The organism is Sphaerisporangium fuscum, assembly GCF_018531465.1.
Taxonomy (GTDB): domain Bacteria; phylum Actinomycetota; class Actinomycetes; order Streptosporangiales; family Streptosporangiaceae; genus Sphaerisporangium; species Sphaerisporangium fuscum.
In genome coordinates this window covers 80,232-96,538 of sequence record NZ_JAHDTF010000018.1, presented here as the reverse complement: position 1 = coordinate 96,538, position 16,307 = coordinate 80,232, and the positions used below count along the sequence as shown (strand labels likewise).

Sequence of the window (16,307 nt, the reverse complement as noted above, 5' to 3'; positions counted from 1 at the left end):
GTCATCTGATCGACTGGTCGTGCCGGAAGACGTCGTGCGGGTCCCAGGCGCGTTTGACCCGCAGCAGGCGCTCGTAGTTGTCGCCGTAGTACAGCCGGTACCAGGGCACGCCCGAGGTGTTCCACTCGGGGCTGCCGAGGTCGCGGTCGGGGTAGTTGATGTAGCAGCCGTCGGTCACGGCCGCCGGGTCGACCGCGCCGTCGGCCGCCGCGGGCACCGGGACTCCGCCTGAGGACAGGTAGACCCGCCGGTACAGCTCGCGGAGCCAGCGTTCGTGGACGTGGTCTTCGTCCGGGTCGGTCCAGTAGGTCTGGTACTGCAGCTTCATGATCGAGTCGCGCTGCGGGACGGCCGTCTCGTGCGAGCCCACGGCGTTGATCCTGCAGCCGTAGGTGTCCACCTGGATCAGCGCCTCGGCGTTGGCGTACCGGGTGTTGTCGTAGTCGCTGCCGGGATCGCTCTCGTCGCGCGTGCCGGACAGGAAGTTCCACATGACCTCGATCTGGTCGTCCGGGAACGGTTTTCGCATGTAGGCCGACTTGTACTTGCCGCGCCGGTTGTCGCCCGAGGGGTTCAGGGTCTGCGTGGCCTGGATCCATGGCATCAGGCGCGGATCCTCGTGCGCGCCGAGGATCTGAGGGTGCTCGCCGAGGTCCAGGTCGTACTCGCTGCGCGGCAGGTCGAGGCCGTCCTCGATCTGGGACAGGAAGGCGTCGAGCCGGTCGCGTCCGGCGGCCGGGTTGGTGGCGTCGACCTGCGTGATGAGCGCGATCTTGCCCGCCTTCCTGTGGGCGAGCTTCAGAATCGAGAACAACCCGGCGTACTCGCCGCCCGGGGCGCTGTTCTCGGCGCAGAACCGGCCGAAGTTCCCGACGAGCCGGGCGAAGGCGTCGTACGTCAGCCCGTCCCAGTCCCAGGCGACGGCGCTGAGCCAGACGTTGATCGGCGGCCGGGGCAGGTCTTTGAACCAGTAGCGCGTGATGACCCCGAAGTTGCCGCCGCCGCCCCCGGTGTGCGCCCACCACAGGTCGCGCAGCTCGCCGTCGTCGTCGCGCCGGGCCACGACCGGCTTGGCCTGGTAGTCGCCCCGCGGCTCCCGTCGCACGACCACCACCTCCACGGCGTACAGATAGTCGACGGTCAGCCCGTGCTGCCGGGAGAGCAGGCCGTACCCGCCGCCGCAGATGTGGCCGCCCGCGCCCACCGAATAGCACGACCCGGCCGGCAGCGTGAGCCCGCTCTCGCGGTACAGCCGGGTGTAGCTGTGCCAGTTGGTCGCTCCCGCCTCCACGCAGTACGCCTTCATCGCGGGGTCGTAGTGGACGCGGTCCATCTGGCCCATGTCGATGATCACTTGCACTTCGTGGTCGGCCACGAAGTTCTCGTAGCAGTGGCCGCCCGAGCGGACGGTGACGCGTGTCCGGCCGCTGTTGAGGGCCTCGTCCAACGCGCCCACGACCTCGGCGGTGGACCGTACGACCTTGACGTAGTCGGGGCGGGCGGTCCAGCGCTGGTTGAACCCCTGGCACAGCGCCGCGTACCTGTCGTCGATTCCCGTGACGGTGATGCCCGAACTGGCTTCCGCGTTCGACACTGCGCTCTCCTTGTCGGGATTGTCGGCGTCGCCGGTGGGCGCCCCCTCGGGGGGCCGGGCGGCGGGGACGGACGGCCCGGGCGGGCGCGCCCGGGTCTCGGCGGTCTCGACCGGCCCCGGCGGTCGCCGGAACAACGCTCGGAACAGGCCACCCGGAGCGCGGAGAAGGAAGCGGGCGGAAGGCATCGTCACCGGAGGCTCTCAGGACGGCCGCGTCACGGGGGGCAGACACACGAGAAAGACTTACCGTAGCGCGGCGACTACGAGATGTAATCGCGGTGTCACCGTTACCCAACCGTGATCTCGTAGGTCGTGCCGCTCAGCTCGCGCAGATGGCCCCCGCGCGCTTGGCGGGCCGCCCCGGCGCGGGCGTGGCCGAGGCGGCGCGCGAGAGCGTAGGCGAAGGCGGCGCGGACGGGCTCGCCGCCCCGCGCGCGGAGTCGTGGATCGCCCTGGCGGTCAGCCTGCGGATCAGCGCCCAGTCCGGCGCACCGGTCCTGATCAGGGGCGGCACGAACTGCACGCCGGTCACGCGGGCGTCCCTGACCTTGAGCGCGAGCGGCACCAGGTGCTCCAGCATCGGCCGGGGGATGTCGGTGCGGAACATGCCCTTGGAGGCCCTGGCCAGCTCGTTGAAACGCAGCAGTACGGTCGCCGGGTCGGCCTGGTGGAGGAGCGCGTCGAGGACGCACCGCTGGCGGCCCATCCGGGTGTAGTCGTCGCTGAAGGTGCGCGAGCGGGCGTACCACATCGCGTCCGCGCCCCGCAGCCTGCGGGTGCCCGCCTTGACCAGCCCCTCGTTGTACTTGCCGAAGACGATGTCGGCCGGGACGGTCAGGACGAGGCCGCCCAGGGCGTCGATGATCCTCGCCAGACCCCAGATGTTGACCAGCGCGTACCAGTCGACCTGGAGGCCGAGGGTGTAGCCGATCGTCTCCTTGAGCGTCTCCGGGCCCATGCCCTTGCGCCCGCCGAACAGCTCCGGGTGGTTCTCGGCGTACTCCCACACCGAGAAGAGCAGGTCCTCCCGGGCGCCGTTCGGATCCGGCGGCAGCCGGAACCCGTCGGGGAACCGCCGCCGCATCGGGGTGCCCGGCGGGAAACGGACGTTCTCCAGGTTGCGGGGCAGGCTCAGCAGCACCGTGTCGCCGGTCCGGACGTCCACGCTGGCGAGGTTGACGCTGTCGGTCCGTATGCCGACGCGATCGGGCTGCCAGTCGCCGCCGAGCAGCAGGATGTTCACGCGCGTCCTGCCCTCCCACGGGTCGGCGGGCTCGGACGACCCGGTGGGGGCGGCCCGCGCCACCGCCGGCACCGGAGCGTCGAAGACGGCGTCGAGAGTGTCCTGGGACACCATCGCGTACTGCGCGACCACGACGAACGGGACGGCGACCGTGACCGCGAGCGTCCCGGCCAGCACGCCCGAGACCACCTGCCCCGCCGCCGGGAGCCGGGCGGGGCGCAGGACGACGTACGAGCGGACGAGCAGGGTGAACCACGCCAGGGCCGCGAGCGCCGCCACGGCCGTGACGGCGCGCAGCCACGCCGGGTCGAGCAGGCGTCCGGCCAGGCCGGCGCCCGCGGTGAGGACCACCACGCCGAGTGCCGCGACGACCAGGGCGTACGACGCGAGCAGGATCGCGCCCGTGCGCCGGTGGCCCGCGCGCAGGTGCGCCGCGCCCGGGAGCAGGGCGGACAGGGCGGTCCAGCCGACGACGGAGGCGGTTCCTTGCGGCTTGCGTGTGTCAGGCAACGCTGTCCCATTCCGGTCGACCAGGGCGGAACTGTATTGGCGGTGGCCGACCGGTACGTGAACTCGTCGCTAACGGATCAGGATTTATCGGGATACGTCCCGCACGGGGGAGGCCGCTACCAGGGAATGCCGAACAGCCCGTAATACGCGGCGGTCACCATGAGCAGCGCGGTGCCGCCGAGCACGGCCGCGACCGCGAACCGCTGCCAGCGGCCCGGCTGCCATCCGTCGCGTACCGCCGAGACGACCGCCGCCACCGCAGTGACCTCCTGCACGAGCATGAGGATCGCCAGCACGCGGACGACCAGCCATCCGGACAGCACGGCGGGCCACGCCCCCGCCTGGTTCACCGAGAACAGGACGATCAGCGTGATGAACGCCAGCACCGAGGCCAGCAGCCCGACCCCCGTCCAGGCCATCCGGCGCAGGCGCCGGCGGACGCCCGGCCACAGCTCGCACCGCGCCGGGGGGATCACCTCGCGCCCCCGCAGCCGTACGACCATCTCGGTGACCGGGGCCGCGACGTACCCGACGGCGGTCAGGGTCAGCGCGAGGCCGAGGATCGCCGTGCGGGCGTACCACGGGGCCTTCGGCACGTCGGCGGCCTCGAACCGCTGCACCGGAGTGGCCCCCGCGATGCGCGCCCCCTCCGGCGGGACGGCCGTGCCGGGCAGCCCGAGGACCCAGTTCGCCAGCGTCTCGAGGTAGCCGTGGGCGAACGGGCCGCCGTTGACCCGCATCGCGTGGTCGGCGCCGGCCAGGAAACGGATGGTGTAGTCGGAGTTCCCTCCGGCCGCCAGGGACGAGGTGAGCGCCTGGGTGCTCTCCACGAACGGGATCGACGGGTCCATCGTCCCGTACAGGGCGAGAACCGGCTGCTTCATCCGCTTCATCGCGGGCACGCTGTCGTAGCGCAGGAAGTCGAAGCCGACGCCGCCCATCGCCTTGGTCAGCAGCTCGCGCACCCCGCTGGGCGCGTACAGGCGCTGGAGCTGCTCGTTCAGCGCCCAGGCCACCTGACGGAGAGGAGTGACGTTCGGTGCGGAGACCAGCACGTTGAAGCCGACGTCCGCGCTCCTCGCCGCCGCGATCGGCACCACCCAGCTTCCCTCGCTCACCCCCCACAGGCCCGCGCGCGCCGGGTCGACGTCGGCGCGCCCCCGCAGCACCTCGATCATGCGGAGCGCGTCGTCGGCCAGGAGCGCGAAGTCACGGTGGCGGAAGTCGTAGCCGACGCTGCGCTTGTCGTAGGTCAGGGTCACCACCCCGGCCCGCGCCAGCCACGTCGCCTGGGTCGTGAACTCTCCGCGCTCGCCCGGCCCCGATCCCTGGACGAAGACCAGCGCGGGGTGACGGCCGGGGGTGCGGGGCGAGCGGATGGTCGCGCCGAGCGTCGTACCCTGCGCCGGGACCGTGATGTCCTCCACCGAGATGGCGCCGTCATGGGGGACCGGCCGGGATTCGGCGGCCGGCTGCGGCGGGAGGGAGAGGAAGTTGTCGCCCTCGCTCAACCTCGGCGGATCGAAGGAGGGCGGGGACAGCAGATGACCCACCGTGGCGAGCATCGCCAGCACGCCGGCGATCGCCACGCTCAAGCGGCCCCGGTCGCTCACGCCACCTCCTCGTCGGGCGGCTCGTCGCGGGACCGTCGCATGACGTGCGCCCCCGGGTGAACGCTGCCGCTATACAGGCTTTTCGGCCCTTGAATCACGACCTTCGATCATCAGGTTAATTGACCCGCCCCTTGACCTGAAGGGGCGGCGATTACCCTTCTCACCTCCGAGATCTTCCCGTTCGGCCGGCGATCTCGTCGGACTCGCGGCAAGATGTCTGTCACACCCGAAGAACGATGGGGCGGCAGGGGCCACTTTTGTCAGTGGGACCTGTTAGCTTCCTGCGACATGCGTGTGCTGCACACCTCCGACTGGCATCTGGGCCGGGCCTTCCACCGGGAGAGCCTGCTCGACGCCCAGGCCGCGTTCGTCGACCACCTGGTGGAGACGATCCGTTCGGAGCGCGTCGACGTGGTCGTCGTCGCGGGCGACGTCTACGACCGGGCGCTGCCCTCGGTCGACGCGGTCGCGCTGTGCAACGAGGCGCTGCGGCGCCTGGTCGCCGAGAGGGTCCGCACCATCCTGATCAGCGGCAACCACGACTCCCCGCGAAGGCTCGGCTTCGGCGCCGACCTGATCGACGCCGCGGGCGTCCACCTGCGCACCGACCCCGCGCGCGTCGCCGAGCCCGTCCTGGTCGACGGCGTCGCGTTCTACGGCATCCCCTACCTCGAGCCCGAGGTGGTGCGCGGGCCGTGGGAGCTGGCCGAGCGCAGCCACACCGCGGCGATCGAGCACGCCATGGCCCTCATCCGCGCCGACCTCGCCGGCCGCGCCACCAGGTCGGTGGTGCTGGCCCACGCCTTCGTCACCGGCGGCGCGAGCAGCGACAGCGAGCGCGACATCAGCGTGGGCGGCGTCGCCCACGTGCCGGCCGCCGCGTTCGCCGGGGCCGACTACATCGCGCTCGGCCACCTGCACGGCCGGCAGCGGATGAGCGAGTCGGTGCGCTACTCCGGCTCCCCCATCGCGTACTCCTTCTCCGAGGCCGGCCACCTGAAGGGATCATGGCTGGTCGACATCGGCCCGGGTGGGTTCGAGGGGGCCGAGTTCGTGCCCGCGCCCGTGCCGCGTCCCATCGCCCGCGTCCGCGGCCGCCTGGCCGACCTGCTGGACGGTTCCGAGTGGTCCCGGTTCGAGGGCCACTGGCTGCAGGTCACGCTCACCGATCCCGAGCGGCCCAAGGGGGCCATGGAGCGGCTGCGGCAGCGGTTCCCCCACACGCTCAACCTCGCCTTCGAGCCGGAGGGCGCCACCCTCGCCCCGGCCCGTGCCCCCCGGCTCGCCGGCCGCCCCGAGATCGAGGTCGCGCTCGACTTCGTGCGCGAGGTGCGCGGCGAGCCCGCCGACGACGACGAGAAGAGACTCCTGCAGGAAGCCGTCGAGGCCTGCCGGGCGAAGGAGGCCCTGGTCTGATGAGACGGCACGAGGGGGACGGGGCCGCGCCCCGCCGGGGCGACGAAAGGCATCCGGTGGCGGCGGACGGGCCGGGCCTGCGTCCGGGCGCCGGCGGGCGTCCGATGGCGGCGGGCGTGTCCGCGAGCGGGCCGGGCCCACGTCCGGGTACCGGTGGGCCTCCGACGCCGGCGGGCAGCTCGGCGGCGTCCCCGAGCGGTCCCGACCCGCGTCTGAAGGCGGCGGGCTCCTCGGCGGCGTCCGCGAGCGGGCTCGACCCGCATCCGATTGCGGAGGGCGCGTCCGCGGCTTTCACGGGCGGGCCCGGTGCGTTCACCGCGTCCGTGAGCGGAGGGCGGGGCCGATGAGGTTGCACCGGCTGCGGCTGACCGCCTTCGGGTCCTTCCCCGGAGACGAGGAGGTCGACTTCGACGCGCTCGGCGAGGCGGGGCTGTTCCTGATCCACGGTCCGACGGGCGCCGGCAAGACCACCGTGCTCGACGCGGTGTGCTACGCCCTGTACGGCCAGGTGCCGGGCCAGCGCAACAGCGCGCGTCGCCTGCGCTGCGACCACGCGCCGGCGGGGCGCGGGCCGAAGGTCCTGCTGGAGGTGGGCCTGCGGGGCAGGCGGCTGCGCCTGACCCGCTCGCCGGTGTGGCACCGGCCCAAGCTGAGAGGCGAGGGCCTCATCGAAGAGAAGGCCAAGGTCCTGCTGGAGGAGCTGCTTCCCTCCGGCGAGTGGCGCCTGCTGTCCAACCGCGCCGACGAGACCGGGGAGCTGGTCGGCGGGCTGCTCGGCATGAACGCCGACCAGTTCTGCCAGGTCGCGATGCTGCCCCAGGGCGACTTCGCCCGCTTCCTGCGGGCCGAGGGCGACGAGCGGCGCAAGCTCCTGGAGAAGCTCTTCTCCGTCAAGATCTTCAGCGACGTCGAGCACTGGCTGGCCGAGCACCGCACCCGCACCGGGCAGGAACGCCAGGAGCTCCGCCAGCGCGTCGACTCGGTCGTCGACCACATGCGCGGCGCCGCGGGCCCGTCCCTCCTCGACCGGCTGGCCACGGGCTCCGCGCCGCGGGCCGACACCCTCCCGGCCGAGATGGGTTCCGCGCCGGGGGCCGACAGCCTTCTCTCGGCCGAGATGGGTTCCGCGCCGGGGGCCGATACCCTCCTCCCGGCCGAGATGGGCTCCGCGGCCGTACCGGACCCTCAGGTCGAGCCGCTCGGCTGGGCCGGGGCGCTCCTGTCCGTGGCCGAGGAGGCGCTGGCCGAGCAGGCGCGGGCCCGGGAGGCCAGTGAGGCGAGGCTGAAGTCGATCCGCCTCCAACTCGAGGGGGCCCACGAGCTCGCGCGGCGGCAACGCCGCCACGCCGAAGCGGTGACGCGGCGCGACGAGCTCGACCGCGGCGCCGACGAGCGCTCCGACCTGGAGACCATCCTGGCCGAGGCCGCCCGCGCCGACCGTGTGCTGCCGCTGATCCAGCAGGCCGAGCAGCGCTCCGAGGTCGCCGCGAAGGCCGAGCAACTGGCCGCCGACGCCATGGCGCGAGCCCTGCCCGTCCTGACGGCCGCCCTCGGCGCCGGACGGCCCGGCACGACGGGCGCCGTCGGCGCGGGGCCGTCCGCGCCGAACCGCGACGGCGGCGCCGCCTTCGCGGGAGGGGCTGACACCGTGGCGGATGCCGGTGGCCATGGCGATGCCACCAGCGATGGGCCGGCGGATGCCGGTGGCCATGGGGATGCCACCGGCGGCGGTCGGGATGCCACCCGCGATGGGCCGGCGGGCACCGGTGGCCACCGGGGCGTCCCCAGCGATGGGCCGGCCGTGGAGGGGCCGGAGCCGGAGCGATGGGGGTCCGAGCGGTGGGGGCCCGAGCGACTGGCGGAGCTGGAGCGCGAGCGCCGTGACGAGGTGGCCCGGCTGGAGCAGCTGCTGCCCGAGGAGTCCCGGCTCGAACGCGTCCGCGACGAGCTCGTTCAGTGCCGGCGACGCCTGAGGGAGCTCCTCGACCAGGATACGGAGGCCTCCGCGCGGCTGGCCGTGCTGCCCGAGCGGCGCAGGGAGGCCGGCGAGCGGCTCGCCGAGGCGCGGCTGGCCGCCTCCGGGCTGCCCTCCGCCCGGGCGGCGGTCGCGAACGCCGCCCGCGACCTCGACGCCGTACGCCGCAGGGAGGCCCTCGCCGAGGAGCTCACCGCCACCGTCCGCGACCTTCTCCACACCCTCACGGCCCTCCCCGAGCCGCTGATGACCGCCCTGGCCGACGCCGAGCCGGTCGCCGACGCCTTCGCCGTGCTCTCCACGGCCCTGGCACACTCCACGCCCCTCACGGCGCCCCGCGGGTCGAAGGCGGCCCTCAGTGCGCCTGGCCTTCCGGTCCAGGCGGGTCCTGCGGACCTCGGTGTGCCCGGTCTGCCGGTCCAGGTGGGTTCTGCGGGCCTCACGGTGCCCGGCCGGCCCGTGAGGGGCGGCATGGGCCCCGGTGGGCCCTGGGCCGAGGTGAAGGACGCCGTACGGCGGTTGCGCGACCGGCTGGCCGTGCTGGAGCGGGCCCATCGCGACGAGCTGGCGGTGCTGGAGCATCGCCGTGCCGACGAGGAGCGGTTCGCCGAGACCCGCGCCAAGCTGACGGAGCTGGACGAGCGGCTCGCCGAACTCGCCGAGCGCGAGGCCGCCCTCGCCGGCACGCAGGCGGAGCTGCCCGCCCTGGCCGATGAGGTGGAGGCGCGGCTGGCGGCCGTGCGGGCGGAGGCGGTGCGCGTCCCGGCCGCCGAGGCGGCTCGCGACGCGGCGGACGCCCTGCTGGAGCAGGCGCAGCGCCGTGACCTGCTGACCGCCGAGCTCGAGGCCGCTGAGGCCGAGCGGCGGCCGGCCGTCGACAAGGCCCAGGAACTGCGCGACCGGCTGCAGTCGACGAGGCAGGCCCGCATCGACGGCATGGCCGCCGAGCTCGCCGCAGGCCTGAAACCGGGCGAGCCGTGCGCCGTGTGCGGCTCCGCCGACCATCCGGCACCGGCGTCCCCCGCGCGGTCCGCGCCCACGGTCGACGACGAGCGGGAGGCCCAGGCGCTGTTCGACGCGGCCCAGGAGCGCCGCCAAGCGGCCGAGGGCAGGGTCGCCGTCCTGTCGGCGCAGCTCGAGGAGGCGGTCGCCCGCGCCGGAGAGCTCTCCGTGACGACGGCCTTGGCCAGGCGCGACGAGGCGGAGGCCGAAGTGGCGCGCCTGCGCGAGGTCGCCGGACGGGAGCCCGGCCTCGCGGTCGAGGCGCGGCGCCTGCGGGAGGCGCTGGAGTCGGCCAGGAGCAGGGCCCAGGACCTCGGCCTGCTGGTGGCCGAGCACCGCGCCTCCCAGGCGGGGCTGCGCGGGGAGCTCGACCATCTCGCGGCCGTCCTCGACGCCGCCCGAGGCGACGACGACAGCGTGACGGCGCGGCGCGACCGCGTCACCGAGGAGGCCGGCCTGCTGCTCGCCGGCATCCAGGCGGCCGACCACGCGAGCGAGGCCGCGGCCGCCTACGAGGAGGCCAGAGCCGCCGCCCGCCGCGACACCAGGCACCCGCTCTCGAACGAGAACGCTCCGAGCTCGGCCGCCGGTCGTGAGGTGGGGCGGTCGTTGCCGGTTGAGGGCGGTCTGGGGGCGGCTGTCGATTGTGAGGTCGGGGGGGCGCTCTCGGGGGAAGGCGGTCTGGGGGGCGCCGGTGGTGGTGAGATCGCCGGCCTCGTCAGCGATGGGGGTGACTTGGGGGTCGAGGAGGCTGAGCGGGGGCTGGCAGAGGCTGAGGTCGCTTTGGCGGGGTTGCGGGAGCTCGCGGGAGGTGAGGCGGCGTCGGCGGAGGCCGTCGCCCGCATCGAGGCCGAGCTCGCCGAGCTGACCGAGCACACCACGCGTGTCGGCCTCGAGATCGCCACCGAGCGCGAGCGGGAGAAGGGCCTCGCCGGCGACGCCGAGCGGCTGGCCGCGCGGCTCGACATCGCCAGAGGCGAGGACATCACGCTCGCCGCCCGTCTGGAGCGGCTCGCCGAGGAGGCGGAGCTGCTGCGCGACGCCGCCGAGGCCGGGCGTCTGGCCCGCTCGGCCTGTGCAGAACGCGACGAGGCGATCGCCGGGGCGGAGCGCGCCGCCGGCGACGCCGGGTTCCCGGGCGTGGCCGACGCCCGCGCCGCCGTCCGTCCAGGGTCGGCACGGGAGTCCATGAGCGAGCGCCTGCGGGCGCTGGACGCCGAGCGTGCCGCCGTGACCAAGCTGCTCGAGGACCCGGAGCTGCTGGCGGCGGCCGCCGTTCCGGCACCCGATCTCGCCGGGCTGACGGAGGCACTCGAGGAGGCCGAGCGGGAGCACGGCACGCGGTCGTCCGCGCACGACCAGGCGGCAGGCCGGCGCGACCAGCTGGCCGGCCTCGCCGAGGCCCTGGAGGGCGCGTACGCCGAGTGGCGTCCGGCCGAGGAGCGCCACCACCTCGCCAAGCGGCTCGCCGAGCTGGCGGTCGGCACCTCGTCCGACAACACCTTCGACATGCGGCTGTCGTCGTACGTCCTCGGTGAGCGGTTGCGGCAGGTCGTGGACGCCGCCAACCAGCGGCTCGACCACATGTCCGGCGGTCGCTACCTCCTGCTGTACGACATGCGCAAGTCCGCCGCCGACCGCAAGCGGTCCGGTGGCGGCCTCGGGCTGCGCGTCCTCGACGGCTGGACCGGGGCCGACCGCGATCCGGCGACCCTGTCCGGTGGTGAGGCGTTCATGACGTCGCTCGCGCTCGCGCTGGCGCTGGCCGACGTGGTGACGGCCGAGGCCGGCGGGGTGGAGCTCGGCACGCTGTTCATCGACGAAGGCTTCGGCACTCTCGACGACGAGACGCTCGACGGCGTCCTCGACATCCTCGACGAGCTTCGCGACGGTGGGCGTGCCGTCGGCATCGTCAGCCATGTCGGCGAACTGCGCGCCCGGGTCCCGGCCCAGTTGAAGGTCGTCAAACAGCGGCACGGTTCAAGCCTTTTTGTAACGGTTCCCGGATAGTTACCAGATGCGGGAACCTTGAGCAGACGTGGGACGGTTGGTGCGGAAGAGCTCAACCGACCAGGCACGCCGCGAGCGTACGGCGGGCCAGGGTGATCAACCGGATACAGGGGCAAAGGGGAGTTACGGGGTGAAGATCCCGATGCCGCGGGGTGACCGTCTGACGGCCGTGATAGCGGCGGCCGCCGTCGCCGTGCTCGGCGTGACCGCGGCCGTGGTGGGGGTGGGCACGTCCAGCGCCGGCCCCAAGCTCGCCGACGTGGGCGCCTGGCTGTGGAATTCCCGCAACGGCGCGGTCGTGCACGCCAACGGGTTGTCCGGCAAGGTGGACGGGCGCATCGACAACGTCGCCGACCCGGGCAGCCGTCTGAAGGTGGTGCAGGACGGCACGACGGTCCTGCTGGTCGACCAGAAGACCGGGGTGGTCAGCCGCATCGAGCCGAGCCGGCTCACCGTCGTGCAGACCCGTGACTTCCAGGCCGCTCATCTGCAGCTCGTCGTCGAGGGGAACTCCGCCTACGCCGTCGACCCCGAGGGCACCGTCCAGCGGATCGACCCGGTCACGCTGAACGCCGTCGGCGCGCCGATCGCCCTGCCGAGGCCGCTCGGCCGCTCGGCGGTCGACGGGGGCGGCCGGCTGTGGGTCCCCGTTCCGGCGCGCGGCCGTGCCGTGCCCGTGCTGCAGGGAGTGCGGGGAACCGACGTCGAGGTCGGCGCGGCCGGTGACCCGCTCGCCCTCACCGTCGCCGGCGGTGTGCCGCTGATCGTCGACACGGCCTCCTCCACCGCCGTCACGGTCGGCGCGGACGGCACCTCGTCGCGGTTCGTCCTGCCGAAGGAGGTCGGCGCGGCCGGGAAGGGCGGCGTGCTGTCGCCGGCCCACACCGACGGCCCCACCGTGCCGCTCCTCGTGCCGGGACGGGACGGGCTGCTCCTCCTCCTCGACACCTCCTCCGGGCAGATCTCCCAGACCAAGCTCTCGCAGGTCGTCCCCGACCCTTCGCGGCTCGGCATCCCGCAGGTGCTCGGCACCCGCGCGTACGTCCCCGACACGCGCTCCGGCCGGCTCATCGTCTGGGACTCGGCGGCCAAGAGCTTCGACAAGCCCATCAGCGTCGCCCGTCGTCCCGGTTCCATCGACGTCTTCATCAGGGACGGCCTGCTGTGGGCCAACGACGAGAACGGTGACGGCGCGGTGGTCATCGACCCTGAGGGACGCCGGCACGACGTCCAGAAGGACGACCCGAACGTGCCGGGCCCCACCCGCACGCCCAAACCGGAGCCGTCCCCGAGCGTGCCGCCCACCCTCGACCCGACCACGACACCGACGGACGACACCAGCACCGGACCCGACCGGCCGGACCCCACCGGCAAACCGAGTGGTCACCCGACCAGGACTCGTGACGCCGTGCCGCCCGAGGACACGCCGACACCCACACCGACGCCGAGCAGGACGCGTACCGCGACTCCCACGCCGTCCGCCACGGCCGCGCCGGGCGCGCCGGGCGCGGTGAGCGTCCAGTCGGGCCCCGGCAGGATCGACGTCACCTTCACGCCCTCGGCGGGAGGCACCGTCGACCACTACACGCTGCAGGCCTCCCCGCAGGCCGGGCAGGTCAGCCCGGCGCAGGTGAGCGGCTCGGGCCCCTTCCGGTTCGAGTTCACCGGAGGTGACTGCACCAAGGAGTACACCTTCACCGTGGTGGCGCACTGGAAGGGCGGGGAGGTCCCCTCCGAGCCGAGCGGCGCCGCCAGGCCGTGCGTCGCCCCCGGAGTCCCGTCCGGCTTCCAGGCCAAGGCGAAGAACCACGGCGCCGACCTGTCGTGGTCGCCCCCGGAGAACGTCCCGGGCTCCGCGGTCACCTACACGCTGTCCGGCGCCGCCACCAAGGACGACATCGAGGGCACCTCGTTCAGCGTGGACGGCCTGAAGAACAACCAGAAGTACGACTTCGTGTTGAAGGCGAAGAACGCCGCGGGCGAGGGGCAGAGCACGGCGTCCGCCACGGCCGACCTCACCTATCCCCGTCAGTCGTACCAGAACGCCAACAACAACCAGACCGACACCATCATCCGTCCCGGCACGAGCAAATCGGGGGAGATCGGGCGGATCCCGAAGGGGCAGTACACCTCGATCACGGTGATCTGCCAGCTCAAGGGGGACACGGTCACGGAGGACGAGACCAAGGAGACCAGCGACATCTGGAACCGGATCGAGTGGAAGGGCGGGGTCGGCTACCTGAGCGACACGCTGATGAAGACACCCCGGGGCGGCTTCCCCGCCGCGCCGTTGTTCCAGTGCGACGACTGATCAGGGGGGCACGTCGTGGAGCAGAGCCCGCAGAACAGCGATCCGCAGCCCGGTGACCAGCAGTACGGTCGGAACGACCCTTCCGGGTACCCGCGGCTCGACCAGCAACCGGCGGACCAGCAGGGCGGCCATGCCCGCCAGGGCGGCGGCCGCCACGGCGGGGTGTACACCGCCGAGGGGTACGCCGCGGACGGATATGCCGGCGCCGATGGAGGGCAGCGGCAGGCCGTCCAGCCGTACGACGATTCGCGCCGCGGCGACCAGCCGTACGGCGCCGCCCAGGGGGCCGCGTACGGCTCGGCCGCCACGGCGCAGCCGGGGTACGACGGCGGCACGCTGAGCGCCGGTGGCCTGCGGAGCACCGGAGGCCTGCAGAGCGGCGGCGCCCAGAGCGGCGGCGCCCAGAGCGGCGGCGCCCAGAGCGGCGAGGGCACGCAGGGCGGCGAGGGCACGCAGGGCGCTGGCGGCACGCCGGGCGCCGGGGGGAACTCGTACGGTCCGGGCGGCACGGGGTACGGCCTTGGCGGTGTTCCGGCCTACGGTGCCGGTGCCCGGGAGGGCGGCTCGTACGGCGCCGGGGTGTCGTACGCCGGCTCCGGCGCGCCCGTCCCAGGGACGGCTCTTGTCGGGTACGAGGGTGCTTCCGCCGGCTCCGGCGCGCCCGTTCCGGGGGCGGCCGTTCCGGGGTACGGCGGTGCTTCCATCGGGGGCGGACAGTCTCAGCCGTTCCCGGCGCCGACCGCCGCGGAGGTGACCGTCACGGTCCACAGAGGCGCCGGGTATCCCTCCGGGCAGGGGTCCGGCGCGGGTTCCGATTACGGCCTCTCGTCCGGCGCAACCGGCTCCTACGGCACCGTCCTCGGGGCCGGTTCCTCGTTCGGTCCGGGGCCGGCCGCCAAGGCCCCCTACGGCCAGAGCCAGGGGGCGGGCTCGCCGTACGACGCGGGTCAGGGGAGCGCCGGTTCGTACGGTGCGGGCCTGGGGAGCGGTCCGGGGTACGACCCGGCCCGTCCGTACGAGGCTGCTTCAGGCAGCGGTTCGGCCTACAACGCGGGGCAGGGCAGCGGTTCGGCTTACAACGCGGGGCAGGGCGGGGGTTCGTACGACGCGGGCATGGGGAGTGGGGCGGCTTACGGTTCGGGAGCGCAGGTAGCTTCTCGGTACGGTGACGCGCCGGAGACCGGTTCCCGGTACGGCACGGGGCCGGAGTCTCCCTACGGCGCCCCGCCCGGCGCGGCGATGCCGTACGGTGCCGGGTCGCCGTACGTCGGCGCGGATGCGGACGGCAGGGCGGCCTCGCCGTACGCCGCGGGGTCCTCGTACGGTGCCGCTGATGCGGACGGCAGGGCCATTTCGCCGTACGGTGCGGCCGATGCGGACGGCAGGGCGGTTTCGCCGTACGGTGCCGGGTCCCCGTACGGTGCGGCCGATGCGGACGGCAGAGCGGCGTCTCCGTACGGTGGCGTCGATTCGGGCGGCAGAGCGGCGTCCCCGTACGGTGGCGTCGATTCGGGCGGCAGAGCGGGAGCGCCGTACGGTGGCGCGTCGCCGTACGGCGGGGTGGAGGCCGGTGGTGGGGCGGCCGGCCTGCCCGCGCTTTCCGGCGGCGAGGAGCACGGTGACCTGGCGGCGCTGGTCCCGCAGTTCCAGCAGCGCTTCCAGGCCCTGGCCGGAAACATCGAGCAGGTCATCCGGGGCAAGCGCGAGACCGTCGAGCTGGCCCTGATCTGCCTGTTCTCCGAAGGGCACCTCCTGATCGAGGACGTGCCGGGCACGGGGAAGACCACGCTGGCCAGGAGCCTCGCGGCCAGCATCGAGGCCGAGCTGCGCCGGATCCAGTTCACCCCCGACCTGCTGCCGTCCGACATCACCGGCGTGTCCATCTTCAACCAGGCCAACCAGAGCTTCGAGTTCCACAAAGGACCGGTGTTCGCCAACCTCGTACTGGCCGACGAGATCAACCGTGCCTCGCCCAAGACGCAGGCCGCGTTGCTCGAGGTCATGGAGGAGCGGCGGGTGACGGTGGACGCCGAGCCCCATCCGGTGCCCCGGCCGTTCATGGTTCTCGCCACCCAGAACCCCGTCGACATGGACGGCACCTACCCCCTGCCGGAGGCGCAGCTCGACCGCTTCCTCATGTGCGTGTCGGTGGGATATCCCGACCACGCCTCGGAGGTGGAGGTGCTCAAGGGCATGCCCACGGGCCCCCGGGTGGAGCAGCTTCCGCTGATCGTCCGCGCGAGCGACATCGCGGGGATGATCGACTTCGCGACCCGGATCCATGTCGCCGACTCGATCTACGACTACATCGTGGCCGTCGTCGGCGCCACGCGGCGGTCTGCGGAAATCCGGCTGGGCGCGAGTCCCCGGGCCAGCCTGGCGCTGCTGCGCGCGTGCAAGGTGAAGGCGGCGGCGGCCGGGCGGCACTTCGTGATCCCCGAGGACGTCAAGGCGCTGGCCGCGCCCGTGCTCGCCCACCGGCTCATCCTCACCCCCGAGGCCGAGCTGCGCGACCGCACGGCCGAGGCGGTCGTCGCCGAGACGATGGTGAACACGCCCGGCCCGCAGGCCCTCGCCGGCGTCTGATGCCATGGCCGCACAAGGGGGCGAAAGGGCTGAGACGGTGAGGGGCG

The 16,307-nt window shown here is 73.5% G+C and carries 7 protein-coding genes; 4 read left to right on the top strand and 3 right to left on the bottom strand.

Annotation, left to right across the window (positions count from 1 at the left end; translation table 11 throughout):
* Position 1 precedes the first annotated feature (1 nt).
* The 3 genes from KIK05_RS22880 to KIK05_RS22870 form a co-directional block, all read right to left on the bottom strand.
* A complete protein-coding gene (locus KIK05_RS22880) occupies positions 2-1,594 on the bottom strand; it encodes an FAD-binding oxidoreductase (protein ID WP_308250068.1) in 1,593 nt (530 codons plus the stop codon).
* Between the two features lie 319 nt (positions 1,595-1,913).
* The gene (locus KIK05_RS22875; protein WP_250563270.1) at positions 1,914-3,347 is read right to left on the bottom strand and encodes an LCP family protein; all 1,434 of its coding nucleotides are present in this window, start codon (positions 3,345-3,347) and stop codon (positions 1,914-1,916) included.
* Positions 3,348-3,463: 116 nt separating this feature from the next.
* Positions 3,464-4,960: an alpha/beta hydrolase family protein gene (locus KIK05_RS22870; protein ID WP_308250067.1), complete on the bottom strand. Its 1,497-nt coding sequence runs from the start codon at positions 4,958-4,960 to the stop codon at positions 3,464-3,466.
* A gap of 288 nt (positions 4,961-5,248) precedes the next feature.
* Here KIK05_RS22870 and KIK05_RS22865 point away from each other — a divergent pair, with 288 nt between their 5' ends.
* From KIK05_RS22865 to KIK05_RS48955, 4 genes are all read left to right on the top strand, one after another.
* A complete protein-coding gene (locus KIK05_RS22865) occupies positions 5,249-6,376 on the top strand; it encodes an exonuclease SbcCD subunit D (RefSeq protein WP_214412839.1) in 1,128 nt (375 codons plus the stop codon).
* Between the two features lie 343 nt (positions 6,377-6,719).
* Positions 6,720-11,363: an AAA family ATPase gene (locus KIK05_RS22860; protein WP_214412838.1), complete on the top strand. Its 4,644-nt coding sequence runs from the start codon at positions 6,720-6,722 to the stop codon at positions 11,361-11,363.
* Positions 11,364-11,493: 130 nt separating this feature from the next.
* Complete coding sequence (locus tag KIK05_RS22855; protein ID WP_214412837.1) at positions 11,494-13,674, top strand: fibronectin type III domain-containing protein; 2,181 nt, start codon at positions 11,494-11,496, stop codon at positions 13,672-13,674.
* A gap of 15 nt (positions 13,675-13,689) precedes the next feature.
* On the top strand, positions 13,690-16,260 hold the full coding sequence (locus KIK05_RS48955) for an AAA family ATPase (protein ID WP_308250066.1): 2,571 nt from the start codon (positions 13,690-13,692) through the stop codon (positions 16,258-16,260).
* Positions 16,261-16,307 lie beyond the last annotated feature (47 nt).